21 protein-coding genes, 1 tRNA gene and 1 pseudogene are annotated in these 24,992 nt (G+C 39.1%); all 23 read right to left on the bottom strand.

What is annotated here, in order from left to right:
• Positions 1-390 precede the first annotated feature (390 nt).
• The 23 genes and pseudogenes from IJ535_RS04155 to IJ535_RS04045 all read right to left on the bottom strand — a co-directional run bounded on the left by IJ535_RS04155 (position 391) and on the right by IJ535_RS04045 (position 24,903).
• Positions 391-1,413 (bottom strand): threonine aldolase family protein, encoded by a 1,023-nt coding sequence (locus IJ535_RS04155; protein ID WP_294299188.1) that lies wholly within the window; start codon positions 1,411-1,413, stop codon positions 391-393.
• Positions 1,414-1,572: 159 nt separating this feature from the next.
• Positions 1,573-1,658, bottom strand: a tRNA-Ser gene (locus IJ535_RS04150).
• Between the two features lie 140 nt (positions 1,659-1,798).
• On the bottom strand, positions 1,799-2,488 hold the full coding sequence (gene ispD / locus IJ535_RS04145; protein ID WP_294299186.1) for a 2-C-methyl-D-erythritol 4-phosphate cytidylyltransferase: 690 nt from the start codon (positions 2,486-2,488) through the stop codon (positions 1,799-1,801).
• A gap of 56 nt (positions 2,489-2,544) precedes the next feature.
• Positions 2,545-3,570, bottom strand: a complete 1,026-nt coding sequence (tsaD, locus tag IJ535_RS04140; RefSeq protein WP_294299184.1) for a tRNA (adenosine(37)-N6)-threonylcarbamoyltransferase complex transferase subunit TsaD — start codon at positions 3,568-3,570, stop codon at positions 2,545-2,547.
• Positions 3,560-4,144: a DUF6715 family protein gene (locus tag IJ535_RS04135; protein WP_294295804.1), complete on the bottom strand. Its 585-nt coding sequence runs from the start codon at positions 4,142-4,144 to the stop codon at positions 3,560-3,562. Before IJ535_RS04135 ends, tsaD begins: the two co-directional genes overlap by 11 nt.
• A 1-nt stretch (position 4,145) precedes the next feature.
• Complete coding sequence (locus tag IJ535_RS04130; protein WP_294299180.1) at positions 4,146-5,057, bottom strand: ribonuclease Z; 912 nt, start codon at positions 5,055-5,057, stop codon at positions 4,146-4,148.
• 256 nt (positions 5,058-5,313) lie between these two features.
• Complete coding sequence (rimI, locus tag IJ535_RS04125) at positions 5,314-5,760, bottom strand: ribosomal protein S18-alanine N-acetyltransferase (protein WP_294299178.1); 447 nt, start codon at positions 5,758-5,760, stop codon at positions 5,314-5,316.
• Positions 5,760-6,470: a tRNA (adenosine(37)-N6)-threonylcarbamoyltransferase complex dimerization subunit type 1 TsaB gene (gene tsaB, locus IJ535_RS04120; RefSeq protein ID WP_294299175.1), complete on the bottom strand. Its 711-nt coding sequence runs from the start codon at positions 6,468-6,470 to the stop codon at positions 5,760-5,762. The genes rimI and tsaB overlap by 1 nt, the downstream gene beginning before the upstream one ends.
• A gap of 1 nt (position 6,471) precedes the next feature.
• The gene (gene tsaE, locus IJ535_RS04115; protein ID WP_294295808.1) at positions 6,472-6,903 is read right to left on the bottom strand and encodes a tRNA (adenosine(37)-N6)-threonylcarbamoyltransferase complex ATPase subunit type 1 TsaE; all 432 of its coding nucleotides are present in this window, start codon (positions 6,901-6,903) and stop codon (positions 6,472-6,474) included.
• Positions 6,900-7,406 (bottom strand): YcxB family protein, encoded by a 507-nt coding sequence (locus tag IJ535_RS04110; protein WP_294299172.1) that lies wholly within the window; start codon positions 7,404-7,406, stop codon positions 6,900-6,902. Before IJ535_RS04110 ends, tsaE begins: the two co-directional genes overlap by 4 nt.
• A 311-nt stretch (positions 7,407-7,717) precedes the next feature.
• Entirely contained in the window at positions 7,718-9,868 is a 2,151-nt protein-coding gene (locus IJ535_RS04105) for a Tex family protein (RefSeq protein WP_294299168.1), read from the bottom strand.
• A gap of 22 nt (positions 9,869-9,890) precedes the next feature.
• Entirely contained in the window at positions 9,891-10,940 is a 1,050-nt protein-coding gene (locus tag IJ535_RS04100) for an acyltransferase family protein (RefSeq protein ID WP_294299164.1), read from the bottom strand.
• A 123-nt stretch (positions 10,941-11,063) separates the two neighbouring features.
• The gene (locus IJ535_RS04095) at positions 11,064-11,429 is read right to left on the bottom strand and encodes a DUF1667 domain-containing protein (RefSeq protein ID WP_294299163.1); all 366 of its coding nucleotides are present in this window, start codon (positions 11,427-11,429) and stop codon (positions 11,064-11,066) included.
• A gap of 16 nt (positions 11,430-11,445) precedes the next feature.
• Positions 11,446-12,711: pseudogene (locus IJ535_RS04090) on the bottom strand (NAD(P)/FAD-dependent oxidoreductase).
• Positions 12,711-14,168, bottom strand: a complete 1,458-nt coding sequence (locus IJ535_RS04085; protein ID WP_294299193.1) for an NAD(P)/FAD-dependent oxidoreductase — start codon at positions 14,166-14,168, stop codon at positions 12,711-12,713. The pseudogene IJ535_RS04090 and the gene IJ535_RS04085 overlap by 1 nt, the downstream one beginning before the upstream one ends.
• Before the next feature lie 185 nt (positions 14,169-14,353).
• Positions 14,354-15,082 carry an MIP/aquaporin family protein gene (locus IJ535_RS04080; RefSeq protein ID WP_294289624.1) on the bottom strand — a complete coding sequence of 243 codons (729 nt, stop codon included), beginning with the start codon at positions 15,080-15,082 and terminating at the stop codon, positions 14,354-14,356.
• Positions 15,083-15,173: 91 nt separating this feature from the next.
• A complete protein-coding gene (gene glpK / locus IJ535_RS04075) occupies positions 15,174-16,673 on the bottom strand; it encodes a glycerol kinase GlpK (RefSeq protein WP_028242153.1) in 1,500 nt (499 codons plus the stop codon).
• Positions 16,674-16,735: 62 nt separating this feature from the next.
• Positions 16,736-17,314 carry a glycerol-3-phosphate responsive antiterminator gene (locus IJ535_RS04070; RefSeq protein WP_294289628.1) on the bottom strand — a complete coding sequence of 193 codons (579 nt, stop codon included), beginning with the start codon at positions 17,312-17,314 and terminating at the stop codon, positions 16,736-16,738.
• Positions 17,315-18,104: 790 nt separating this feature from the next.
• Complete coding sequence (locus tag IJ535_RS04065) at positions 18,105-21,209, bottom strand: type I restriction endonuclease subunit R (protein ID WP_294299151.1); 3,105 nt, start codon at positions 21,207-21,209, stop codon at positions 18,105-18,107.
• Positions 21,210-21,219: 10 nt separating this feature from the next.
• Entirely contained in the window at positions 21,220-22,152 is a 933-nt protein-coding gene (locus IJ535_RS04060) for a DUF4238 domain-containing protein (RefSeq protein WP_294299148.1), read from the bottom strand.
• Entirely contained in the window at positions 22,130-22,738 is a 609-nt protein-coding gene (locus IJ535_RS04055) for a restriction endonuclease subunit S (RefSeq protein ID WP_294299146.1), read from the bottom strand. The genes IJ535_RS04060 and IJ535_RS04055 overlap by 23 nt, the downstream gene beginning before the upstream one ends.
• Before the next feature lie 12 nt (positions 22,739-22,750).
• The gene (gene xerA / locus IJ535_RS04050) at positions 22,751-23,737 is read right to left on the bottom strand and encodes a site-specific tyrosine recombinase/integron integrase (protein ID WP_294299143.1); all 987 of its coding nucleotides are present in this window, start codon (positions 23,735-23,737) and stop codon (positions 22,751-22,753) included.
• Between the two features lie 77 nt (positions 23,738-23,814).
• Entirely contained in the window at positions 23,815-24,903 is a 1,089-nt protein-coding gene (locus IJ535_RS04045; protein WP_294299141.1) for a PDDEXK nuclease domain-containing protein, read from the bottom strand.
• Positions 24,904-24,992: the final 89 nt, after the last annotated feature.

Genomic DNA, 24,992 nt, shown 5'->3' with positions numbered 1-24,992 from the left:
TTCGTTTCATTTAGAAACTTAAATGAATTTCAAGGATACATGTTTTAAAAACTTGTATTAATTCAAGGTTTGTTTCACTGTTCAGTTATCAATCTTCACTTTGTTGTTGCCCTTAGCAGCAACTCGTTTATATTATCACGATTGAAGCTTTTTGTCAACAACTTTTTCATTTTATTTTCTTGAATTTCTTAAGAAACTCAAGAGCTACGACTCTTTCGAATCAGCTTGTAAATAGTAACATCTGCGTGGCATTTTGTCAAGCACTTTTTACTATTTTTTGATGTCGTTTTTGTTGACTATTACAAGCGTTTCCGCTGTTTAGTCCCCGTTTGCGACAGCTCGTTTATAATATCAAAGGACCTGCAAACTGTCAACAGCTTTTTGCAAATTTTATAAGATTTTTTTCAGTCCCTCAACAGCTGCATCTGAAGTAGCCCAGCTGGTGGCAATTCTTATAACTGTGTGGGTAGCATCATACTTCTCCCAGAAGCCATAAGAAAGCTCTTTTGAAAGGTTTTCAAGCTCTTTATTATCCATCACAACAAAAATCTGATTGGTAGGGTTATCCATATAAAGCTGATAACCCTTTTCACGAAGTGTAGCTCTTATCGAATTAGCACAAGCTACAGCATGTTCTCCCATCTTCATATATAGCCCATCTGTAAATAAAGTATCAAACTGTATTCCAAGTAATCTACCCTTAGCTAATAGAGCGCCGTGCTGCTTAATCTGAGTAATCATGTGCTTTGGAGTATTGTTCTTGGTAAAAACAATAGCCTCGCCAAATAAAGCCCCCACCTTGGTTCCGCCAATGTAAAATACATCTGATAGCTTGGCAATATCTGATAGAGTAACATCTTCTGCCGCTGCAAGACCATAGGCAAGTCTAGCCCCATCTATAAACAAAGGTATTTGATATTCATTACATATAGAAGAGATAGCTTCAAGCTCCGCCTTGGAATAAAGAGTGCCGTATTCAGTAGGATATGATATATATACCATCCCAGGATTAACCATGTGTTCAGCACTTTCATCGGCATAATGATCTGCCAGCATTTGTCTTAATTCTAAAGCGTCAATTTTGCCTGCATGTCCTGGCAGAGTAATTACTTTGTGGCCGCTGTATTCTATTGCTCCTGCTTCGTGTACTGCAACATGTCCTGTAGCAGCTGCTACAACCCCATCATAATTAGACAGCATGGAATCGATTACTGTTTGATTAGTCTGAGTTCCACCTACAAGAAAGTATATATCTGCATCAGGACAGTTGATAGCCTTCTTAATCTTTTCCTTTGCGCTATCACAGAATTCATCTTCCCCATAGCCTGGAGTGGACAGCATATTAGTATTTGTTAAAGCCTCCAATACCTTAGGATGGCATCCTTCAGCATAGTCACATGAAAAATATAACATATTAAATCCTCCTAATTGCCTCGCTAGTAACCCAGCAGGCACCTTCTCTTATCGTTTGAATTCGAGCAACTTTGTGTGTAAGTATATACAGCCTAACAGCAATATAGAAAGGCTTTATATACAAAAATAGGCAACCGCTTTCGCGATTGCCTTATGTAACGCAGAGGGTGGGATTCGAACCCACGCGCCCTTGCGGACAAACGGTTTTCAAGACCGCCTCGTTATGACCACTTCGATACCTCTGCATGTGTATCTCTCGAACACGAATAGTATAATATCATCACAAGCTTAGTATGTCAACAAAAAATCATAAGTTTTTTTGAAAAATTTTAAATTCAGAAAATTGTGACAACGCCGCAATTTTACTGGCATTTCAGACAGTGAATTATCGCCTGTTTCTAAGGATTGCTTCGCCGAATGCAACATCCTCTGGAGTGGTTACTTTAATGTTCATATAAGAGCCCTCTATCATGTGAACATCATGGTCTGTAGCCTTCTCTACTATCATTGCATCATCTGTGATAGATGTGTCAGCATTCTCAATTATCCTATCATATGCGCCACGAATAAGATTGTACTCAAAGCACTGAGGTGTCTGAACAATCCACACATTGCTTCTGTCTGGAGTATCTAATACCTTTCTATGAGTGTCAGTAAGCTTAACTGTGTCCTTGGATGGCATACCCACTACGCATGACTCGTACAATGCTACCGCCGACATGCATCTATGGATAATGTCAATAGAGACAAAAGCTCTAGCACAATCATGAATAAGAACATAGCCATCGTTAATAGCCTGGAGGCCAGCATAAACAGAATTGTAGCGTTCTTCGCCACCCTCTACTATAGCGATACACTTATCTATATGATAGCGTTCGATGATTTCCTTGCGACACTTTTCCACATCGCCAGGGGCTACCACAAGAACAATTTGTGTAACCTTGCTTTCCTGGAATGTACGAAGACAATGCACCATAAGTGGTGCATCTCCTAGTTTCATATATTGTTTTGGAATTTCTTGATTCATACGCTTACCGCTGCCTGCAGCAAGGACTATCGCTGTGAATTTGTTCATGATACCCTCATCCGCCCCTGCGGGGCACCTTCATCAATAACGGGGAAGGCTTCACCCTAGCGTTCTCCGAGTTTAAGATTAGGGATGGCGTTAAGATCCCAGCCATCACGTTTACCTGCCAAGAATTCATAGTAAGCTGCTGCACCTATCATAGCAGCATTATCTGTACAAAGAATTGGGGATGGATGGTAGAACTTAACTCCCTTTTCTTCACACATTTTTTCCATTGCAGCCCTGAGAGTCTGGTTGGATGCCACTCCACCTGCAATGGCAAATTTATCCATGCCAAATTCATCAATTGCAAGAGCGGCATGGTCACATAATGTATCAATAACAGTCTGTTGGAAGGATGCAGCCACATCCTTATCATTTACTGGCTCCCCTTTCATTTGAGCGCCATTGATATAATTTAGCACCTGGGACTTAAGACCGCTGAAGGAGAAATCATATACTACATCTGACACCTTAGGTCTGGTGAAGGTAATAGCATTAGGATTTCCCTCATGAGCAGCCTTTTCGATTTTAGGGCCGCCAGGGTAGCCTAAGCCAATAGCTCTGGCGACTTTATCAAAGGCCTCTCCAGCAGCATCATCACGGGTGCGTCCTAAGATTTCGTATTTACCATAATCTACAACTCTAACAAGATGTGTATGTCCGCCAGATACAACCAGGCATAAAAATGGTGGTTCCAATTCCTTATTCTCGATATAATTGGCACTGATATGACCTTCTATATGATGTACGCCAATAAGAGGTAACCCCTGAGCAAAAGCAATAGCTTTAGCTTCAGCTACACCTACTAAAAGAGCGCCAACAAGTCCTGGGCCATAGGTAACAGCAATAGCATCCATGTCTTCTAAGCCCATGTCTGCATCTTCAAGTGCCTGCTCTATAACCTGATTTATTCTTTCTATGTGTTTTCTTGATGCAATTTCTGGAACAACTCCACCATACAAGGTGTGAAGTGGTATCTGAGTAGATATGACATTACTTCTGACATCTCTTCCGTTTATAACAACAGCTGCTGCAGTTTCATCGCAGGAGCTTTCAATTGCAAGTATTTTTATTTCTTTAGTATCCATTTACTTCGTCCTCTGTAGACAGCCTCCAGGTAAGGATTTTCCAATTACCATTAGAATCCTTTCTTAGGCAAAAATCTTCGTATGTTCTATCATAAGAGCTTCCCTCTCTGATGAAATAATAGGTGGTTAAAAATGCACAGTCATAGCCATTAACCTTTTTATACTGAACCTCGTTAGAATCACTGACTGTACTGGAAACAATAACCCTATTTCGATTGCGGTAATCTTCTATTTCAAGATTAAGGGATGCAAGATAAGTGTCCTTTGGATTGTATTTTAACAATTCATCGTCCATTAGCATTCTAGCCTGTTCTGCCATTTTTTCAAGTTCTTCCTGAGAATATTCTTCGGCATAATAGGCTGTAATTATTCGATTGTACCACTTAACAACGGAGCGTGGTGTAGCAGGATATTCCTTCATAAAATTCTTTGAAACTATCGCCTGAACCTCTGATAGCTCAACATTGGAATCTGCTGAAACAGAATCATTTTTACGTGACAAATACGCATAGTACCCCACAACAAGTGTCACCATACAGATAATAGCTATTACTATTCGTATCGCCTTTCTCATACTACTCCTCCGCAAAATCAAGTTCTACAAACTTGCCGTCTTCCCCCAATTTAGCCTGTGGAAAAATATCACAGACTGCTTTCATATATCTTTTATGTCCTGTCATTGATGGTGAAAAATGTGTAAGCCAAAGCTCATTAACATCAGCATCCTTAGCCACCTTAGCAGCCTCATAGAAGGTCATGTGTTTATTCTGCTTTGCCTTAACAAGCTTATCTTCCTCTGCGTACATTCCCTCGCAGATAAGAAGATCTGACCCCTTTGCCGCTTCAACCAAAGACTTTGTAGGGCGGGTATCTGTACAATAAGTAACCTTTAGCCCCTTTCTAGCCGCCCCCATAACCATATCAGGCGTATAAGTCTTTCCCTCAAACTCTACTGAATTACCCTTTTGAAGCGGATTCCACAGCTTAACAGGAAGGCCTAGCGCCTTTGCAGTTTCTACATCAAATCTGCCCTTTCTTGGGATATCCACAGAATATCCATAGCACAGAACATTATGATTAACTTTAAATGCATGAATGTGATACCCCAGAATTTCGAAGTATTCTTCATCCTGCTGCAATTCATGAAACTTTATCTCAAAAGGAAGCTCTGGGGCAATCACTCTAAGAGAATTGACCACCCTCTCCAGCCCCTTAGGACCAACAATAGTCACAGGCTCTGTCCTATCTGAATTACCCATCGACAGCAAGAACCCTGGCAGACCACTAACATGATCCGCATGATAGTGGGTAAGGCAAATCACAGAAATAGGATTAGGGGAAAAGCCCGCTTCTCTAAGAGCTACCTGTGTACCTTCGCCACAATCTATCAGCAAACCCTCGCCATTAAATCTAAACAGACAAGAGGTAAGCCATCTATTAGGAAGAGGCATCATGCCTGCAGTTCCCAACAAACAAACATCTAACATCTATAAATCCTTTCAAAATACTAAGTCTTTAAGTCTTTGGCTTGCTTGTTACGCTCACAATATAATATACTCTTTCAGTCGCTAGATGCTCCTTTCAGAATATATTATATTGTGAACTACAAGCTATTTTTACACTTGTTATGCAGGCAGAATATAATATACGCTCAGTCGCTAGATGCTCCTTTCAGAATATATTATATTGTGAACTACAAGCTATTTTTACACTTATTATGCAGGCAGAATACGTAGATACGGATTATTCCTCCATGCGTAGGGACATGCAGATGGCGTCCTCGACGGGGTTGGAATAGAAGTATTTGCGTTTGCCGATTTCCTCGAAGCCCAGGCGGGAGTAGAGGGTACGAGCGGGAGTGTTGCTGACGCGAACCTCCAGGTATATGGTATCTATGCCCTGCGCCTTTAGGGTAGCTATGGACTGGGATAAAAGTGTTTTACCTAGACCCTTGCCACGATAGCTTTCAGCTACCACTATGTCAGGTAGCTCTGATTCGGGTGGGGTTAAATAAAACACGGCAAAGCCTGCTATAATGTCATCATCTGCCGCCACCATAATAAAGGCGTGGTCTGAATTAACAGCCTCTAAATAATTATCCCTATTCCAAGGGTTGCTCATTGAAGCCTCTTCGATGGATACAATAGCATCAACATCTGCTTCTGTTGCATATCTATATGTAAAAGCCATTAAGCTTTTCCTTCCTTTTCAAGTCGTTCACGCTCTGCCTGAGATAAACGTAAATACTCTGGGCGATGGTCTGCTGCTGTATCGCACTCGCCATTCTTGTAGTAGATTGCACCAAGTGTGGCAACGCTGGATGCGTGCTGTCTATTTAGGTGAGCTGGTGCTAAACGAAAAGGAACTGTGATAAGCTCCTCTATGAGCTGCTTAAATACAGGTACACCGTCACCTAAGAATGTAACCGCCTCACCTCTGGCGTTAATATCTGCTGCAATATCATGAAAATCTACTGCACACTGCTGACGCAATACATTGAAGCTGCCATCCTGGGAGAATGAATAAAGCCCAGTGTATACCTGACCTCTTCTGGCATCCATAATTGGACAGATGATACCGCTATTGCCCCACATATTGAACGCTATTGCATCTACTGTAGGAACTGAAACAATAGGGCAGCCTAAGGATAATCCTATGCCCTTAGCTGTAGCTGATGCGATACGAAGGCCAGTGAAAGAACCAGGACCTGCTGCAACTGCTATAGCATCTATTGAATTAAGATCAAGCTCTATCATCGTTCCAAGTGCATCAAGCATAGGCAACAATGTTTGAGAATGAGTCTTCTTATAACCTGTAGTGTATTCTCCAATTAAATTATCATCTTCTACCACGGCAACAGACGCAACTAAGCCTGAGCCATCTATTCCTAATATCTTCATCTTAAATGCTTTCTATCGTAATTTTGCGATAGTCAAATCCTTTTTCTAAATTTTTCTCTATGGTAACACGAGTGTAGCTATCTGGCAAAATATCCTCTATCAAATTGGCCCATTCGATAAGGGAAACGCCATCCCCATAGATATAATCCTCGTAGCCGATTTCATCCATCTCTTCTACATCGCCAATGCGATATACATCGAAATGATAAAATGGCATACGACCACTATCGTATACCTGAACTATGGTAAATGTAGGGCTGCAGATGGCTTCATCAATATCAAGACCCTTGGCAAAGCCCTGGGTAAATACTGTCTTGCCTACGCCCAAATCTCCTATGAGAGTGAACACCTGACCAGGAGTGGCTTCCTTTGCAAGCCTAAGGCCAAGCGCCTCTGTTTCTTCTGCTGAATTTGTTTCGATTATTTCTGTCATTTTATTTGTATTTTATAATCCTCTATGTGTGATTTCATAAATGCAACTATGTTATCATAATCCGATAAAATATCTGCAATTGGGATGATGTATGCATTTACTCTGTTACTGTAAATAAGCAGGTAGCCCTTCCAGGTAGAAACCTTGTAAATGTATTCCCACGGAAGTACTGCAGGTTCCTCTGATGATGGGGATGAAATCCATAAACCCTCATCCTTAAGCTCGTAAGTAATAGGGTAGGAAAATACCTCTTGTTTAATCTGTACCTTGACCCTGGCCTTTAAGGTTAGGGGAATGTACAGTAAAAATATAACTGCAATAAGAGGATAAAACATCCTGTATATTGGCGATAGCACCGCGAAGCGAAGTATCCATACAAAAATTAAAAGCACAAATAGCACCACGGATAATATCCCTTGGGAGCTAGTATATGAATGATGTAGATTAAAGCGAAATAAATCATCCTCTGTTATTTTTACACTGAATTTAATGTTCTGTCCCATAAGCCCTCATTCTCCCGATTATTTTCTATTTTACCATATTTCCCCTTTAAAATGAATAAAAATAGAGCGAGTCGAAACCCCTAACGACTCGCTCTCCTATCATTTCTCCTAAAAAGCACATTCACTGTAACTTTCTCTAACTGAATATGAGTATAGGAGAATTGGTTATAATTGTCAATTAAAAAGACTGTTTGCATACACATTTTGTTGAATTGTAACAATTTCAATATATTATTTATGTATATGATTACAATAAGGATACACCCTCATCCGTCTGCTGCGCAGACACCTTCCCCCTTTAAGGGGAAGGCTTAGGAGTTCTTCAGCTTCATGGTTAGGGCGATGCGGCCTTTCTTTTCATCAACAGAAAGGACTTCCACTTCAACGATGTCACCTACGGAAACAACCTCAAGAGGATGTTTGATGTATCGGTCGGTCATCTGAGAGATGTGTACAAGACCATCCTGATGAACACCTATATCGATAAATGCACCAAAGTCGATTACATTTCTAACTGTTCCTTTAAGACGCATGCCAGGCTTTAAATCCTTCATTTCAAGAACGTCGCTCTTTAGGATTGGACGAGGCATGTCCTCACGAGGGTCACGACCTGGTTTTTCAAGCTCTTTGATAATATCCTCTAAAGTCATCTCACCAATGCCAAGCTCTGTGGACAACTCTTTGATATTTTGTATGCTCTTGTGAATATCCTTTAATGTACCAGCTGCAATATCCTTGGTGTCATATCCCAGCTTTTCAAGGAGAGCCTTGGCTGCATCATAGCTCTCTGGGTGCACAGCTGTAGCGTCAAGAGGATTCTTACCACCTGTGATACGCATGAAGCCTGCACACTGCTCGAAGGCTTTTGGTCCAAGCTTAGGAACCTTTTTAAGCTCTGCACGGGAATTGAAGCGTCCATTTGTTTCACGGTATTCAACAATATTCTTTGCTAGAGTTTTGTTGATACCTGATACGTATTCTAAAAGTGATGCAGAGGCTGTGTTCAAATCAACACCAACTGCATTAACGCAAGTCTCTACTACACCAGCAAGAGTCTCATCTAGCTTCTTTTGGTTCATATCATGCTGATACTGACCAACGCCAACAGATTTAGGGTCAATCTTAACAAGCTCCGCAAGTGGATCCTGTAATCTACGAGCCATGGATGTAGCGGAACGTTGTCCTACATCGAAGTTAGGAAACTCCTCTGTGGCAAGCTTGCTAGCAGAATAAACAGATGCACCTGCCTCGTTAACAATAACATACTCAACTTTCTCAGGGATTTCCTTTAGCATATCAACAATAATCTGCTCAGATTCACGACTGGCTGTACCATTACCTAGCGAAATAAGTGAGACATTATATTTTTTGATAAGTGCCTTAATTGTTTTTTTAGTTTCCTCAACCTTGTTCTGAGGTGCAGTTGGATAAACAACTGTTGTATCCAAAACCTTTCCTGTAGCATCTACTACAGCAATCTTACAGCCCGTTCTAAAAGCAGGATCCCAGCCTAACACATTTCTGCCTGCAATAGGTGGCTGCATAAGAAGCTGTGTTAAGTTCTTACCAAATACATTAATAGCGCCATCCTCGGCAGTCTCAGTAAGGTTGCCTCTGATTTCGTTTTCGATAGATGGGGCAATTAATCTGGTGTAGGCATCCTCTACAGTAGCCTTTAGAGCCTCTGTAGTATTTGGGTTGTCGCGACTGATAACCTTCTTTTCCAAATAATTAAGAATATCTTCTACAGGAGCTTCAATAGAGACCTTGAGAATCTTTTCCTTCTCACCTCTGTTAAGAGCAAGAATACGATGACCTGGAAGCTTTACGATAGCTTCATCATAATCATAGTAATTCTCGTAAACTGATTCTGCCTCAGCATCCTTAGCCTTTGAAACAATTCGACCATTTTTGAAGGTCTTTTCTCTAATCCATGTACGATAAGTAGCATCATCTGATATAGATTCTGCAATAATATCACATGCTCCTGCAATGGCTTCCTCTGGAGTGTTTACTTCCTTTTCAGGATTGATGAAAGCCTTTGCCTCCTCTGAAAGAGGCTTATCTGTCATCTGAAGGATGATTATATTTGCAAGAGGCTCTAATCCCTTTTCCTTGGCGATGGTTGCTCTTGTTCGTCTCTTAGGACGATATGGACGATACAAATCATCTACTGCAACCTGCGTAGTAGCCTCCAAAATAGCCTTTTTAAGTTCTTCTGTTAATAAGCCCTGCTCCTCTATAGATGCAAGGCAAGTAGCCTTCTTATCTTCCAGGTTTCGTAAATACGTTAATCGCTCTGACAATGTACGAAGCTGTTCGTCATTAAGACCACCTGTAACTTCTTTTCTGTATCGAGAAATGAAAGGTACTGTGTTTCCTTCGTCAAGTAGTTTGATTGCCGCATCTACCTGAGCTTCCCTAACTGTAAGCTCTGATGCAATTTGTTTTGTAATATTCATTTAATAACTCCTATATAAAATCTTATTTTGAATGATTTTTTAGCTTTTTAGATAAGCTGCCTACTAATAGCGCAAATGCCCATGTAAGAGCAAGGGCTAATAGCAACATTGTAAAGGTTTCTCTTCTGCTGTAAAGAGAAATATCATAATGCCTAAACAGCAAAATAATTATCATGTGATGTACTAAAATAACATTCCAGCTAATACCGGAAATATAAGTTATCCACTGGTAGGATTTCTTGTCAGGTGAAATGTCAACATCTTTTATAGCTATAAACATGGCAAGTGACCAGATGGCACATACAACCTCGAAGGCTTTTGCTGGAAGCACATCCACAAAGGCTGTGTAGCCTGCGATTAACAGGTATATAAATATTACCACTGAAATAACAGTGCCGATGATTCTAAATGATTTTGAGATTTCCTTGTGACCAATTAAAGCATAGAGCAGCATTCCTATATAGAAGTACAAAAGTACAAATAATGGATTGTGCTCTACCTGAATTGGGAATGGATTATTTATAAATAACAGACATCCGCTCCAAATAATCAGCAGTGCTAAAAGGATATATTTAAATTTTTGCATAAGCTTTGCCAATAGTGGGAAAAGCAGATAACAAAGAACTATGCAGGACATGAACCACTCGCCTATAAGGTAAAAACCAAGACCTCCACTCATTTCCTGAACAAGTGCATCCACACCAAGTATCGTAAATACGAACATATACATTGGTGAGGTTGAGCCTGCTGCAACATTATTTACTGCAAAGTAGGCAAGAAACATTATCGTATATGCGATATAAAAAGGTATATAAAGACCTTTGAATCTTCTGATGTAATAATCCTTTAATGGAAGGATGTTTTCTTTGTTATACATAAGAGCATAACCAGAAATGATGAATAAAAACAGGCTGGCTGGGCGAGCCCATATATTTGCGAAATAATTAAGAGATGGCATCAGAGGATCTGTTCCCTGAGCCAGATTAATATATTCGATACAGAAATGATATAAAAAAATAAAAATGACACCGATATCGCGGAGGATATCAAGGCCGATGATTCTTTTTTTCATGTATACTCTCCTAGGATTATTATTCTAGTTAAGTATATATAAAATTCAATTTGTTAGCAACTTTGTAAAGACACCTCATCCGCCCCTAAGGGGCACCTTCCCCTCGCGGGGAAGGCTTTTGACTTAGATTGCTTCTACGTTTCGGGTGGCGATGACGTTGACGCCGGTGCCACAGACGTTTTTAACAACAATGTCTCCAATGTGAATTGGAGCGTGCATTACAGCTGAATCAATTTCTTTCATGACAGCGTTGATTTTATCCTTTGGAATGTTGCTTGCAGTTTTTACTGATACACGTGGCTTATCTCCCCCTAGAACAATTGATGTGGAAGTAACAGTGCGCTCTGGATGTGTTACCTCATTTCTGGCATATTTGTCCCCAATGCCGCAGGTGTTTCCAGTGACAGAAGTTACCTCACCATTTTCAAGTTCTACAGTGATTTGGCAGCCCATTGGGCAGCCGATACAGGTTAGTTCTCTTTTTTCCATAATCTTCGCCCTCCTTTTACTGATTTTCTATCTTTACTGTAATTTTCTTTAAGCCTGGTTTCTCTGTAAGCTTATCCTTAAGAAGGATTACCTGCTCCATCTCGCCTGGTGCCATGATTCGTTTTTTGTTATGCATTACTCTTTCATCATCGAAGTAAACACTTACATAAGAATCCTTGTACACTGCCCCTACTCTAAATCTAACAGTGAGCTTGTCGTCCATTCTATCTACATCGATTGTAGATGGAACTGTGTAGCGGGCACCTTCTGTTGCAACGATTTCAATTTCATTTGAAGAGCCTTCTGCAAGCTCGCCCTTGATAAATTTGGCAGCATTCTTACCAGCTCTGTCTGCTTCCTCTGAAACGTAATCAACAAGGTCATGTACGTGAAGTACGTTGCCGCAGGCAAACACGCCTGGGATATTAGTTTCAAGGGATTCGTTTACAACTGGGCCGCTTGTAATTGGGCTCATCTCTACCCCTGCATTTCTTGAAAGCTCGTTTTCTGGAATGAGTCCACAAGAAAGAAGTAAAGTATCACAGGTGTATCTTTCTTCTGTTCCTGGAATTGGCTTGCCATGATTATCAACCTCTGCGATAGTTACAGCAGTAAGGTGCTCCTTACCCTCGATATCTACAACAGTGTGACTAAGCTTAAGTGGAATACCAAAGTCATCCAGACACTGTACGATATTTCTCTTTAATCCACCTGAGTATGGCATAAGCTCTGCTACAACCTTTACCTTTGCCCCCTCAAGTGTCATACGACGAGCCATGATAAGTCCGATATCACCAGAGCCCAGGATTACCACCTCACGGCCTGGCATATAGCCTTCGATATTAACAAGGCGCTGTGCTGTACCTGCGGAAAAGATTCCTGCAGGTCTGTAACCTGGAATGTTTAAGGCTCCTCTTGGACGCTCACGAAATCCCATGGCAAGGATAACTGCCCCTGCTTTTATCTGTTACATTCCATCTTCACGACTCATGGCTGTAACAACTCTATCCTTAGAGATATCCATTACCATTGTATTTAATTTATATTCGATTTTTGCATCTAAAACCTTTTCGATAAAACGATATGCATATTCTGGACCTGTAAGCTCTTCCTTAAATGTATGAAGACCAAAGCCATTATGAATACACTGATTTAGGATTCCTCCTAATTCCTTATCTCGCTCTAAAATAAGGATTTTTTCAACGCCAGCATTTCTTGCGGAAACAGCTGCTGCAAGACCTGCAGGGCCACCGCCTACGATTACGATATCATAATTTGTCATTAGTTGTTGCCTCCCTTCTGATTCTTGGTGCGTTCCATTACGATATTTGAACGTCCACCACTCTTTGTAATCTCCTCATAAGGAAGACCTAGTTCTCTGTGAAGAATTTCCATTGTCTTTGGTGAGCAGAAGCCTGCCTGACATCTTCCCATACCAGCACGTGTTCTTCTCTTAACACCATCAAGGGAACGAGCTCCAAGTGGTCTGTGGATAGCGTCTAGAATTTCTCCTTCTGAAATTGATTCACATCTACAAATAATATTTCCATAAGCTGGATTTTTCTTTATTAGTTCATTTCTTTCTTCAATTGATAAATCTGCTGGATTTAATATATCCTTTCTAGTGCTAATCCAATTAGCCTTCTTAGAAAGTCCCATCATATCCTTTAACATATTTCCTACCATCTCACCAATTGCAGGAGATGATGTAAGTCCTGGTGATTCGATAGCTGCGCAATCAATAAAGTGTGGTGCTCCATCTACCTCACCGATGATAAATTCGTGTCTTGCCTCATGGGCACGAAGTCCTGCAAATGATGTAATAACCTTTCTCATAGGAAGATTCTTAACATGATCATTTGCCTTTGCAATTAAATCACCAATGCCTTCTGCTGTTGTATTTGTTCCTTCTTTATCATCGATATCAATAGCAGTTGGGCCAACAATAAGATTGCCATGAACAGTAGGTGATACAAGCACGCCCTTACCAAGATTTGTTGGCTGAGGGAAGATTGTATGTGATACGTGAGTACCAACTTCCTTATCAAGCAAGCAGTAATCTCCTCGCCTTGGGATGATTTCAATCTTGTCATCATCCTTGCTTACCATATTGTGGATTACGCCTGAATAAACACCTGCTGCATTAACAACATATTTTGTTACATACTCGCCATTGTTAGTGCGAATATGCCATAATCCTTCTTCATCCTTTTTAATGTCTTCCACCTTAGTGTTAAATCTGAAATCAACACCATTCACGTTAGCGTTCTCTGCCATTGCAATGTTGAGCTTGAATGGACAGATGATGCCACCTGTTGGTGCAAGCAAAGCTCCTTCAACATTATCAGAAAGATTTGGTTCAAGCTCCAAAGCCTCTTCGCGAGTTAGGATTTTCATATCCTTAACGCCGTTTTTGATACCTCTATCGTAAAGGTCCTGAAGTCCTCCCAAAGCTTCCTTGTGGATACACACAACCATGGAACCATTTCTCTTGAACGGGATATCCAAATCTCGGCAGAGGTCGTCCATCATTTCATTTCCACGTACATTTAATTTAGCCATTAATGAGCCTGCAGCTGCATCGAATCCTGCATGTACAATTGCTGAATTGGCCTTTGATGTTCCTTCGCAAACATCCTCACATTTTTCTAGAACACAGACATTTGCTTCGTATCTTGAAAGTTCCCTCGCAATTGCGCTGCCAGAAACGCCTGCGCCTATGATTATGACATCATACAACATAATTTAATCTCCTAACTTAATTAGTTTTTACAACTAAAGAAGGAGTCGGCAATTAGACGCATCTCATCATGCGTTCAATACCGACTCCAATCCTCAGTGTATACAATAGTTCAGTTTTTAAAAATGGTTCCAGTATTGAATACTGAAATACTTATATAGGTTGATAAAAAATGGTTAACTTTTTAGCCAAACATCTGAGCTGCTGCAAGTGCGTTGTAAAGAAGTGAAGCTACAACACCGCCACAGATAGGTGCTACTAGTGGAATCCAGCCATATCCCCAGTTAGCATTCTTCTTACCAAAGTTTGGTGCAAGAAGCTGATATGCCAAACGTGGAGCTGAATCTCTTGCTGCGTTCATTGCGTATCCTGTAAGACCGCCGAATGAAGCACCGCAAGCTACGATTACACCATAAACAAGTACCCATGAAACATTTGACTCGCCAGCTGCTCCTGGAATAAGAGCAAGTGTGAATACAAGTACAAATGTTGCTACAAACTCAGAAAGGAAGTTAAGTACTGGGTTTGGGATAGAAGGTGCTGTACAGAAGCATCCTCTAACTGTATCATCATGACCTGTTGCATTGATGTGATCATGATATAGAAGGATAAGAATTGCTGCTCCTACAAAACCGCCAAGAAGCTGTGCAACAATCTGTCCAGGAACCGTGCTCCAGTCCCCAGTTCTAAGTGCAATGCCAATTGTAACTGCTGGGTTGAATGCTGATGGACAGCCTGTAAAACTACTCATTGCAAAGGCTGGAACCATAACCGCCATTCCCCAACCAATAAGGATATGGACTGCACCGCCGCCTTTGAAACCTGATTTTTCCAGGTTTACATTGCAGCAAACTCCATCGCCGAGTAAAACAAGAATAATTGTACCAATAAATTCTCCCAAATATACTGACATATACATTACCCCCTAATATTTAGTTTTTATATTAACTACGCGCCCTCATCAGTCACCTTCGGTGACAGCTTCCCCCAAAGGGGGAAGCCTATTATTCCTTAGCCCAACCGCGGGTTGCGGCTACGGCTTGTGACCAGCCTTTGATGCACTTGTTACGAGTTTCGTCTGACATCTCTGGCTTGAATTCTTTATCAACTGCCCAGTTCTTGATAACGTCTTCTTTGCTCTTCCAGTAGCCAACTGCAAGGCCTGCCAAGTATGCTGCTCCCATAGCTGTTGTCTCAACGCAGCTTGGACGAAGAACGTTAGTGTTGATAATATCTGACTGGAACTGCATCAAGAAGTTGTTGTTTGATGCACCACCGTCAACCTTAAGTGATGTAAGATGCTTGCCTGAGTCAAGCTCCATAGCATGAAGTACATCATAGGTTTGATATGCAAGTGATTCAAGTGTTGCTCTGATAATATGATATTTGTTAACACCACGGGTAAGTCCTGTGATAGCTCCACGTGCGTATGGATCCCAATATGGAGCACCGAGACCTGTAAATGCAGGTACAACGTAGCATCCGTTTGTATCCTTAACGCGAGTAGCGAAGTACTCTGAATCTGGTGAAGAATCAACAATCTTTAGCTCATCACGGAGCCACTGGATTGCAGCACCAGCAACGTATACAGAGCCTTCAAGTGCGTATGTAACCTTACCATCTAATCCCCATGCGATAGTTGTAAGAAGGTCGTTCTTAGAGAAGATAGGCTTCTCACCTGTGTTCATAAGCATGAAGCAACCTGTTCCGTATGTGTTCTTAGCTTCGCCTTCGTTGTAGCATGTCTGTCCGAACAATGCAGCCTGCTGATCACCTGCAGCACCTGCAATACGAATAGGACCACCGAAGAATTCTGGGTCAGACTCACCATAGATGCAGCTGGAAGGCTTAGCCTCTGGAAGCATGCTCTTTGGAATCTCAAGAATCTGACAAAGCTCATCATCCCACTCAAGTGTGTTGATATTGAACAACAATGTTCTTGAAGCGTTAGAATAATCTGTTACGTGTACTTTGCCCTTTGTAAGCTTGTAGATTAACCATGAATCTACAGTACCAAAGCAAAGCTCGCCTTTTTCCGCTCTTTCTCTAGCGCCCTCAACATTATCAAGAATCCAACGAATCTTGGTACCTGAGAAGTATGGGTCAAACTTAAGACCTGTCTTTTGCTGGAACTTTTCAACAATTCCTGGAATCTTGCCCTTCATCTGCTCAGCGAAATCCGCTGTACGACGACACTGCCATACAATTGCATGATGTATAGGCTGACCTGTTGCTCTATCCCACACAATAACCGTCTCGCGCTGATTTGTGATACCGATTGCTGCGATATCTTCCGCTGAAGCGCCAACCTTCTGCATAGCTGCACGTGCTACAGAAAGCTGTGTCTGCCAGATTTCATTAGCATCATGCTCTACCCAACCTGGCTGTGGGAAATACTGGGTAAACTCCTTTTGTGCAACAGAGCACATCTCGCCTTTTTCATTAAAAAGGATACATCTGTTACTTGTTGTGCCGGCATCTAGCGCCATTACGTATTTTGCCATTATTACTCCTCCTTCTTTTGCCTTGTGGCTATAGTCAAGTTATCAGGAGAAAGGGAACGCATCTAAAGCTGCCATACCGCCTCGTTAGTGGTAGATACAGCAAGCACCCCATTATTTAGCGCGTTCATTACATCATCCCTATCGCTGATAAGTCCTCCTGCCAAAACGGGAACACGGCTAACAGCGTTCACCTTTTTGATTATCTTAGGAAGTACTATACCAGGCAGGATTTCGATGACATCCGGCTGAGATACTCCGTGACGATCTTGCTTTTCAATATTCACAAGAGCCATGCTATCAATCACGAAATATCTAAGCACTGTGTACAAACCTAACTCCTTTGCCCTTGAGATAAGATTACCCTTGGTGGTGATAATACCATCCGCCTTAGTATTATTCTTGATAAAGTCAACTGAGATTTCTTTGGTGTTGTTAAGACCTGTTATAAGGTCTAGGTGAACCATTGCGATTTTGCCTGAATCCTTAATTTGCTGTACAATTCCAGGAATCGTACAAACATCCCCATATAATATAAAGATTATTTCACAATCGGTTTCAACAGCCTTTGTCAATCCCTTGTCGTCCTTTATGGCTGCTATAACTGGATTTGCCTCCAGTTTTTCGATGAAAGCTCTATGCATAATTTATACTCCTTAAATACCCTTATTTTTCATCCTTTTAGGCACAAAAAAAGAACATGCCTATAGAACCAAAGAGCTCATCTCTTTTTCACAGCCACATTCTCTTCTCTCACGGGCGTTTATTAACTTTTGTAAATACATAATAACTCACATTTGGGTAAATATCAACATATTATTTTCACAATTTAGACGTTTTCTGTACATATTTACTATTTTTGTGACCATTCAATAAATCCGAGGTCCGGAATAAATACAGATTGCACAAAAAACCTCTTTTTCTGAACACCTTCACTCAACCCATGCTGCATATTATAGCACCTACATAAAATAATCCATATCCTACAGACTTATACAGTAAGTGGCAGTATCTTCTTTCTTATAATTTTTTTAGATTCTTTAAGTTCCACATACCTTTGTGACAATAATTAAGTGTTTTTTCGTCCTTGAAAATATACACCTACGTCCTTCAAAAAATAGTTAAGTGGATTCAGACCCAATCAGCTAAAAACGCACTATTTTACATGTAAAATAAGCGTAATTGAAAGAACGCTACAAAACACTTATAAAATTTATAAGTGGAAACAGCATCTTGTCTTAATACACTTAACTGAATGCCAAATTAGTAAGCTTTTAAAAGATAAAGGCAGAATCCACTTAACTTTTTCTCCGTCCGAGTAAGCGACTTTTGTCTTACCAAGATTTACACTTACATTTTATAAGTGTTTTTTCTTACTCTCTAAAAACACTTATCATATATCCCTACATATACAATTGTCACGATTTTGAATTCCTAGAAATTCATTACCTCATCAACATATTGTTCTAATCTCTTAGAATAATTATCAACGCGCTCATCACTCATATCGTTATTGTCTGTCCAGAGCTCACACTGATTCATAACAGTCTGCACTGCATCATCCATTCCCTCGGGTGGATATTTATGCTTCTTCAAAAGTTTCTTTATCATCATTCTCATTTTGGCTCTTGCAGAATCTCTCTTTTGCCAATCTATAGTCTTGTTCTTACGAAGAGCATCAGCTAGCTCTTTAGTTAACGCGATAAGTTCCTCGTTCTCATAGAAATCTTTAATGGCTTGAGGCTTGGTAAGGGCGTCATAAAATGCCAATTCGTCTGGTGTAAGTCCCAGCTTTTCTCCCTCCTTTTGAGCAGTTTGAATCTGTTTAGCTAGATTTAATAATTCCTCGATAACTTGCTCGTTTGTAAGCATTCCATTAAGATATCTATTCATAGCCTGTTGAATAATCTCACTAAATTTTTCCGATTTTACTACATTGGTCCGCTTATAAATAATAACCTGTTCAGCTATCAATTTCTTTAAAAGTTCAACAGCTAAGTTCTTTTCTTTCATCTTTGAAATCTCTTCCAAAAACTTAGGATCAAATGAAGAAAAATCACCGTTAACATCAGAGAAAAGATTAATAACACCATTACTCTTTATACTCTGACTAAGTAGTGCATTAATTCGCTCATTCATTTCAGGTAAAGATATCTTCCTTCCCTCTCCCTGATTCATAAGTCGCATTATAAGTACTCTGACAGACTCAAAAAATGCCGCCTCTATTCTCAATTGTTCTTCTACTAATGATGAACACAAGGAAAGCGCTTGTCTAAGTAGCAACGATTCCTTTTGAAATGTGTTACGTTCCTCTTCCTTTGCTGGCGCAACAATAAAGTTTACAGCACCACTGATAGCTTTAGACCTATCTAAGTCAGAACCTGAAAGGAAGCCCGAATAATCATATCCATGGAATATATCGCGACATATTGAAAGCTTTTCCAAAAACTTAGGATAAGCAACAGTAGCTACATCTGTATCACCATAATTTTTCTTATCACGAGCAGTATAATCATTCATAGCAGCCTTCAATGCAGATGCAATACCTACATAATCAACTACAAGACCACCTTCTTTATCGCCAAATACACGATTTACTCTGGCAATTGCCTGCATTAGATTATAACCCAGCATTGGCTTATAAACATACATGGTTGCCAATGATGGAACATCAAATCCAGTTAGCCACATATCTACAACTATTGCTATCTTCAGTTCACTTTTATTATCCTTAAATTCTTTTGCAAGTTCATCTCTATGACGTTTATTTCCAATAATAGATTTCCATTCTTCTGAATCCTTATTACTATCTGTCATTACGACAGCAACCTTTTTGGTCCAGTCAGGTCTTAGCTCTAATATTCGCTTATATATCTTTAAAGCAATTGGACGAGAATATGCTACTATCATAGCTTTACCTGTCAATAAGTTTTCTCTATAGTTCTCATAGTGATGTAATATATCCTTCACAAGTGATGTTATTGTTTCATCATTTCCAAGAATTGCTTCCATCTGACCAAGCTCACGCTTGCTCTTTTCTATAACCTCTGGGTCTGCATTATTTGCCATGATATCATATTCAGAATCAATAAGCTTTATGGTTTCTGGATCAAGTTTAAGCTTTATTACACGGCTTTCATAATAGACAGGGCGAGTTGCACCATCCTCAACAGCTTGTGTCATATCATATATATCGATGTAATCTCCAAATACCTCTCTAGTACTTCTATCTTTTAAAGAAATAGGTGTACCTGTGAAGCCAATATATGTTGCATTTGGCAGGCTGTTTCTAATAACTCTAGCGGTACCAATTTTTATTTTTCCTGTTTCAGCATCTACCTTTTCGCTAAGGCCATATTGTCCACGATGGGCCTCATCCGCCATTACTACAATGTTTCTACGTTCTGATAGAGGCTCATCAGATTCTTCAAATTTTTGCATAGTGGTAAAAATGATGCCATTAGCCTTGCGACCATCTAATAATCTCTTTAGATGCTCCCTACTTTCAGCCTGAACTGGTTCTTGGCGCAAGAAATCCTTACACTTTGCAAACTGTCCATAGAGCTGATTATCCAAATCATTTCTATCTGTAAGAACAACAACTGTAGGACTATCCAGTGCTTCCTGTAAAAGATGAGCGTAGAAAACCATGGATAATGATTTACCACTACCTTGTGTATGCCAGAAAACACCACCTTTTCCATCTGTTAATGTTGCATGCTTTGTAGACTGAACAGCCTTGTTTACAGCAAAATACTGATGATATCCAGCTAAAATCTTTGCACGTTTTATACCATCACTTGAGAAACATATAAAATTCTTAATAATATCAAGTAAACGTTCTTTCTCAAACATACCCTCAAAGAACGTGTCAAACTGTGCATACTGAGTGTTCTCGTAATTACCATCCTTGGTCTTCCACTCCATGTACCTATCTTCACCTGATGTAATAGTACCAGCCTTGGATGTAAGCTGGTCACTCATGACGCAAATACAATTATATATAAACATAGATGGAATCTCATGTATGTAATTACGAATTTGGAGATATGCTTCTGATGCATTGGTTTCTTCACGAGATGGGGATTTTAATTCAATTAAAACAATAGGAAGACCATTTAAGAATAATAAAACATCAGGACGTTTGTTGCTATTTTCAACAAATGTCCACTGATTAGCCACTATAAAAGAATTATTTGAAGGATTATTATAATCAACAAGATACACTAAGCCTGAGCGTTCTTCACCCTTAGCTGTATAACGTACTTCTACTCCATGCTGAAGATAATCCATAAACAGCTCGTTCTTTTGAACAAGTTCAGCATTCTCGAAATTTTTAAGCTTAAACAGCGCATCATTAATTGCATCAGAGGGCATATCTGGATTAATCCTATTTAACGCTTCCACTAGTTCTGGTTCATAAATAGGGCTGTTAAAATCTCTTTCCACATCAGGACCATATAGATATCTGTATCCCATGTTTTGAAAAAGCTCAATTATTGAATTTTCGTAATCAGCTTCTGTGTAAAATGCTGTCATAATAAACCCCTCAATTCTTTTTGATTCGATTAAGTGTTTCCTCGTCTTTTGCTATAAATAATCTCGCCATTTCTTTTGAATACGTTCTATAAAAAAAGTTCATATTCCATTTGAGATTATCTTCATCAATCTCTATAACCATCCCCTCTTTCATAGGATATGGCATTGAATCAAATAATACTAGTGCAACTTCATTTGAAAGCGGACATATGATACGCTCTGCACGTTCACCATCGGCAGACATGATATGCAGCGGAAACGATGATGTAATAATACCTCCTTCTTTTGCATACCAGAATATGTACTTCATATTACTTATCTTTTCATACTCTACGTTATATGGACTTCCTTCGATTTCCTTACTAAATATTCCAGCCTTCTTAGAATAAACTAGTAATGACATTGGACTACCCCATTTAGCTGTAGAGAAAAGGTAATCTACAACGTACATCATTGCTTCACAATCTGGCTCATCTTCAACACCGTCATAATAATCTATAATAGATTTCAACGTATAAGGATTCCTTAAATACAACGTTGTTATAAACTCTGATATAATGTCATGTTCTTCTTTTGATAATTTAACATTATGCGTTCCAGATTTAATCAATGCTATTATATGCTTAACTAAAGGTGATGTTTTGGATTCTAAATCAGCAAAATACTCTTCTATTTGATTATCTAAAACATATTTGCCTAATTCCTCGATAACATCTTTCCACTTTTCATCGTAAATATCATTCTCATAGCAGATACTATCAACTGTCGTTCTATAGATTTTGTCAATCATCCTGTTTAAAACAAACACATGATTCTCATCACAAGAAAAATGTTTTAACAAAAATCGAGGGACAAAATGTTGTTTTGCTGTATGTTGTTTAGTCATATTGAGTTCCTCTGATAAACGATAATTTAGCAGCTTAGATGTCGAGTTCAGAGACATCTAATTCACCAGACATAAGCTTAGGTAATAAGGCATCTCTTAAATTGGCAAGATTATCGTTTATTGCATTATTATTTTCTATTTTGTCATCAATTGCGGATAATATAGATGCTACCTTTCTCTGTTCTTCTATAGTTTCAGGTACCTTAATTTCAACATTACGCATTGTGGATCCTGAAACTTCCTTAAATGTAGTGCCACTACCAAGATTCTCTATCTTATTTTTATTATATTTAAGCAAATAATATAGAAACATATAATCAGTATCTGTATTTGGAATAACGCTTTTAAATCCCTGATTTGTGCATACTTCATTTTCTGCAATTGCCACATAACCAATCGGTGCTCTTGAAGAAAAAAGGACAGTATGCGCTGGCATCAACTGTGTGGAACAGCTATTTAAACCTATTTCTGTTATATTTCTTTCTCCTCTAGATATATATCTACCAGAAAATCCAGCTAAATCCTTCGGAGTAATCCATGATATTGTTCCATCTAAATAGTTTTCTTCTTTTTTCGTAGGAGGTGTCGCTCCACCAACTACCGTACCTATATCACCAATGGTACAAGTTTTCCATTTACTCATCTATTTGCCTTTCTATCCTATATATTTTTTATGAGCAATCTTCACGTTACTCTGTTTAACCATTGCATACTGCAAGGTCGTATCTATCCTCTGATGCCCGAGCAATCTTTGTAATTGTTCTATAGGCATTCCTTTATCTATAGCCATTGTCGCTAATGTTCTTCTGAATTTATGCGGATGAACCCTACTTATCTCTAGACTTTTTCCAAGTTCTCGCAATCTATTCTCAATTCCACCAATTTGTATCCTTTTATATGGTGCTCTTAATGTCACAAACAATGCAGGATTTTCATCTACTCTACTTTTCAAATATTCTTGCAAATGCAATTTTGCCCTAGCATCAAAGTATACTATTCTCTCTTTACTACCTTTACCAAAAACAATACATTCACGCTCATTAAAATTCAAATCAGCGCGGTTCAATAAAACCATCTCGCCCACACGCATGCCTGTTGATGCAAGCATGTCTATAATTGCCAAATCTCTTAATTCTTCACAATTGTCACGCATCACTTCAAGTTCTTCATCTGTATAAGTTTCTTTTATATTACTTACTGTCTTAACTTTATGAATACGCCTAACAGGGCTTTTTATGATGTAATCTTCGTCCTCCAGCCACGCAAAAAAACTTGATAAAATTCTTCGTATATTATCAATAGTTACCTTACTTGAGCCATTTTGAATCTGATAATCTGTAAGATATTTTCTTAAATCCTCTGTTTTGATTATTCTTACATCTTTCTCCAAACTGCTATTCATGGCTTCAATTGTTGCCAAATAATATTTCAGCGTCTTTTCAGAACAACCTTCTACTCTTTTTGCTGAAATAAATTTTTTAACTAATTCTTGGTTATCATTTTCTGAGTTGCTATCCTTAATAAGTTCCACATCATATCTTTGAAAAACTTGATTTAAATTGTTTTGCAAATTTACCAATTGCTTGTTATCAAGGTATGGCAACATTCTCTGGACTACTTCAGCAATTAATTCATCTCTCATATCGTTACTCCTTATATATAAGAACGATACGGGCGGCAGTTCCGTATTTTTACTCCCGCCGCCTATGAGAGTTTTATTTACTCTTTTTCCTTATCTTTTCTCTGCAAATAGTAAAATTGTTTCTGCGTTTCTATTTCTGCCCTTAGTTCTTCTTCAGTTGGAAGATATAATTTATACTTTGAAGCAAATAGTTGTTCATTTTCATGAAGTACGGAATACTTCGCAATATCTTCGTCCGTCTCCGAGCATAATACAATACCCAAAGTTGGATTATCATCTGGAGCTTTTTTCAACTCATCATACATTCGGATATACATATCCATCTGCCCAACATCCTGATGTGTTATTTTGTCAGTTTTTAAATCCACTAGAACAAAGCACTTTAAAAGATAGTTATAAAACACTAAATCAATATAATAATCTTCCTTATCGGTATGTATATGCTGCTGCCTTGCAACAAACGCATATCCTTTTCCAAGTTCCATAAGGAATTTCTGTAGATTATCAATAATGCACTGTTCTAAATCTGACTCATAGTAAGATGTGTTTTCTTGCATCCCAAGAAATTCAGCTATAACAGGATTCTTAATGAATTCAAGTTTGTCCTGTAATGGTCTTGTCAGTTCTATCATTTCATTTTCAACACCAGTTTTATCCTGTGATTTCAACAATCGATAATAATACTGAGTTGAAATATTTCTGCTCAAAGTTCTGATACTCCAAGTCTGCTCATACGCTTCCTTTGCATACCATTCGCGAGCATCCTTATCCTCAACCTGTAGTAAACGCTCATAATGAGACCATGACAGCAATTGTGCCGACAGTGTTGGCACAATTCCATTCTCTACTGATTGTGCCGACACTGTCGGCACAATCTTTGGAAATGTCTTATAGAATTGTAAAAACTTATAAATCGTTCTCTTACTAAAACCCTTTCCATACTTTTCAGTAAGTGAATCAGAAAGTCTTTTTACAACTTCCAAGCCATATTCAGCCCTATCCTCGCCTTTTAATTCCTCCTCAGAAATACGCTTTCCTAAAAGCCAATTTCTTAATACCAAAGAAATATTAGCTGATTGAATCGCCACTCGCTGTGCACTTTCAATGATATTACACGCATCATTCATAATATCATTTGTATTTGTATATTTTATTAAATCATTCATAAAACAAATCCTTTCAATCATTTTCATGCACTAAACGATAATTTACTTCAGCAAGTAATAGCTTTATATGGACACCTTATTCAGGATAA

It is taken from the genome of Pseudobutyrivibrio sp. (assembly GCF_017471675.1).
Taxonomy (GTDB): Bacteria; Bacillota; Clostridia; order Lachnospirales; family Lachnospiraceae; genus Pseudobutyrivibrio.
The sequence above is the reverse complement of the archived record's forward strand: the minus strand, read 5'-3'. Positions and strand labels throughout refer to the sequence as shown.

Bases quoted from the DNA above. Each gene is read 5' to 3' on its own strand.
- tsaB (WP_294299175.1), bottom strand. From the start codon at position 6,470: ATGAAGATATTAGGAATAGATGGCTCAGGCTTAGTTGCGTCTGTTGCC.
- IJ535_RS04105 (WP_294299168.1), bottom strand. From the start codon at position 9,868: ATGAATATTACAAAACAAATTGCATCAGAGCTTACAGTTAGGGAAGCT.
- IJ535_RS04110 (WP_294299172.1), bottom strand. From the start codon at position 7,406: ATGGGACAGAACATTAAATTCAGTGTAAAAATAACAGAGGATGATTTA.
- rimI (WP_294299178.1), bottom strand. From the start codon at position 5,760: ATGGCTTTTACATATAGATATGCAACAGAAGCAGATGTTGATGCTATT.
- IJ535_RS04130 (WP_294299180.1), bottom strand. From the start codon at position 5,057: ATGTTAGATGTTTGTTTGTTGGGAACTGCAGGCATGATGCCTCTTCCT.
- tsaD (WP_294299184.1), bottom strand. From the start codon at position 3,570: ATGGATACTAAAGAAATAAAAATACTTGCAATTGAAAGCTCCTGCGAT.
- glpK (WP_028242153.1), bottom strand. From the start codon at position 16,673: ATGGCAAAATACGTAATGGCGCTAGATGCCGGCACAACAAGTAACAGA.
- ispD (WP_294299186.1), bottom strand. From the start codon at position 2,488: ATGAACAAATTCACAGCGATAGTCCTTGCTGCAGGCAGCGGTAAGCGT.
- IJ535_RS04060 (WP_294299148.1), bottom strand. From the start codon at position 22,152: ATGTCTCTGAACTCGACATCTAAGCTGCTAAATTATCGTTTATCAGAG.
- IJ535_RS04080 (WP_294289624.1), bottom strand. From the start codon at position 15,082: ATGTCAGTATATTTGGGAGAATTTATTGGTACAATTATTCTTGTTTTA.
- IJ535_RS04070 (WP_294289628.1), bottom strand. From the start codon at position 17,314: ATGCATAGAGCTTTCATCGAAAAACTGGAGGCAAATCCAGTTATAGCA.
- IJ535_RS04055 (WP_294299146.1), bottom strand. From the start codon at position 22,738: ATGAGTAAATGGAAAACTTGTACCATTGGTGATATAGGTACGGTAGTT.
- IJ535_RS04135 (WP_294295804.1), bottom strand. From the start codon at position 4,144: ATGAGAAAGGCGATACGAATAGTAATAGCTATTATCTGTATGGTGACA.
- IJ535_RS04045 (WP_294299141.1), bottom strand. From the start codon at position 24,903: ATGAATGATTTAATAAAATATACAAATACAAATGATATTATGAATGAT.
- IJ535_RS04065 (WP_294299151.1), bottom strand. From the start codon at position 21,209: ATGACAGCATTTTACACAGAAGCTGATTACGAAAATTCAATAATTGAG.
- tsaE (WP_294295808.1), bottom strand. From the start codon at position 6,903: ATGACAGAAATAATCGAAACAAATTCAGCAGAAGAAACAGAGGCGCTT.
- IJ535_RS04100 (WP_294299164.1), bottom strand. From the start codon at position 10,940: ATGAAAAAAAGAATCATCGGCCTTGATATCCTCCGCGATATCGGTGTC.
- IJ535_RS04155 (WP_294299188.1), bottom strand. From the start codon at position 1,413: ATGTTATATTTTTCATGTGACTATGCTGAAGGATGCCATCCTAAGGTA.
- xerA (WP_294299143.1), bottom strand. From the start codon at position 23,737: ATGAGAGATGAATTAATTGCTGAAGTAGTCCAGAGAATGTTGCCATAC.
- IJ535_RS04095 (WP_294299163.1), bottom strand. From the start codon at position 11,429: ATGGAAAAAAGAGAACTAACCTGTATCGGCTGCCCAATGGGCTGCCAA.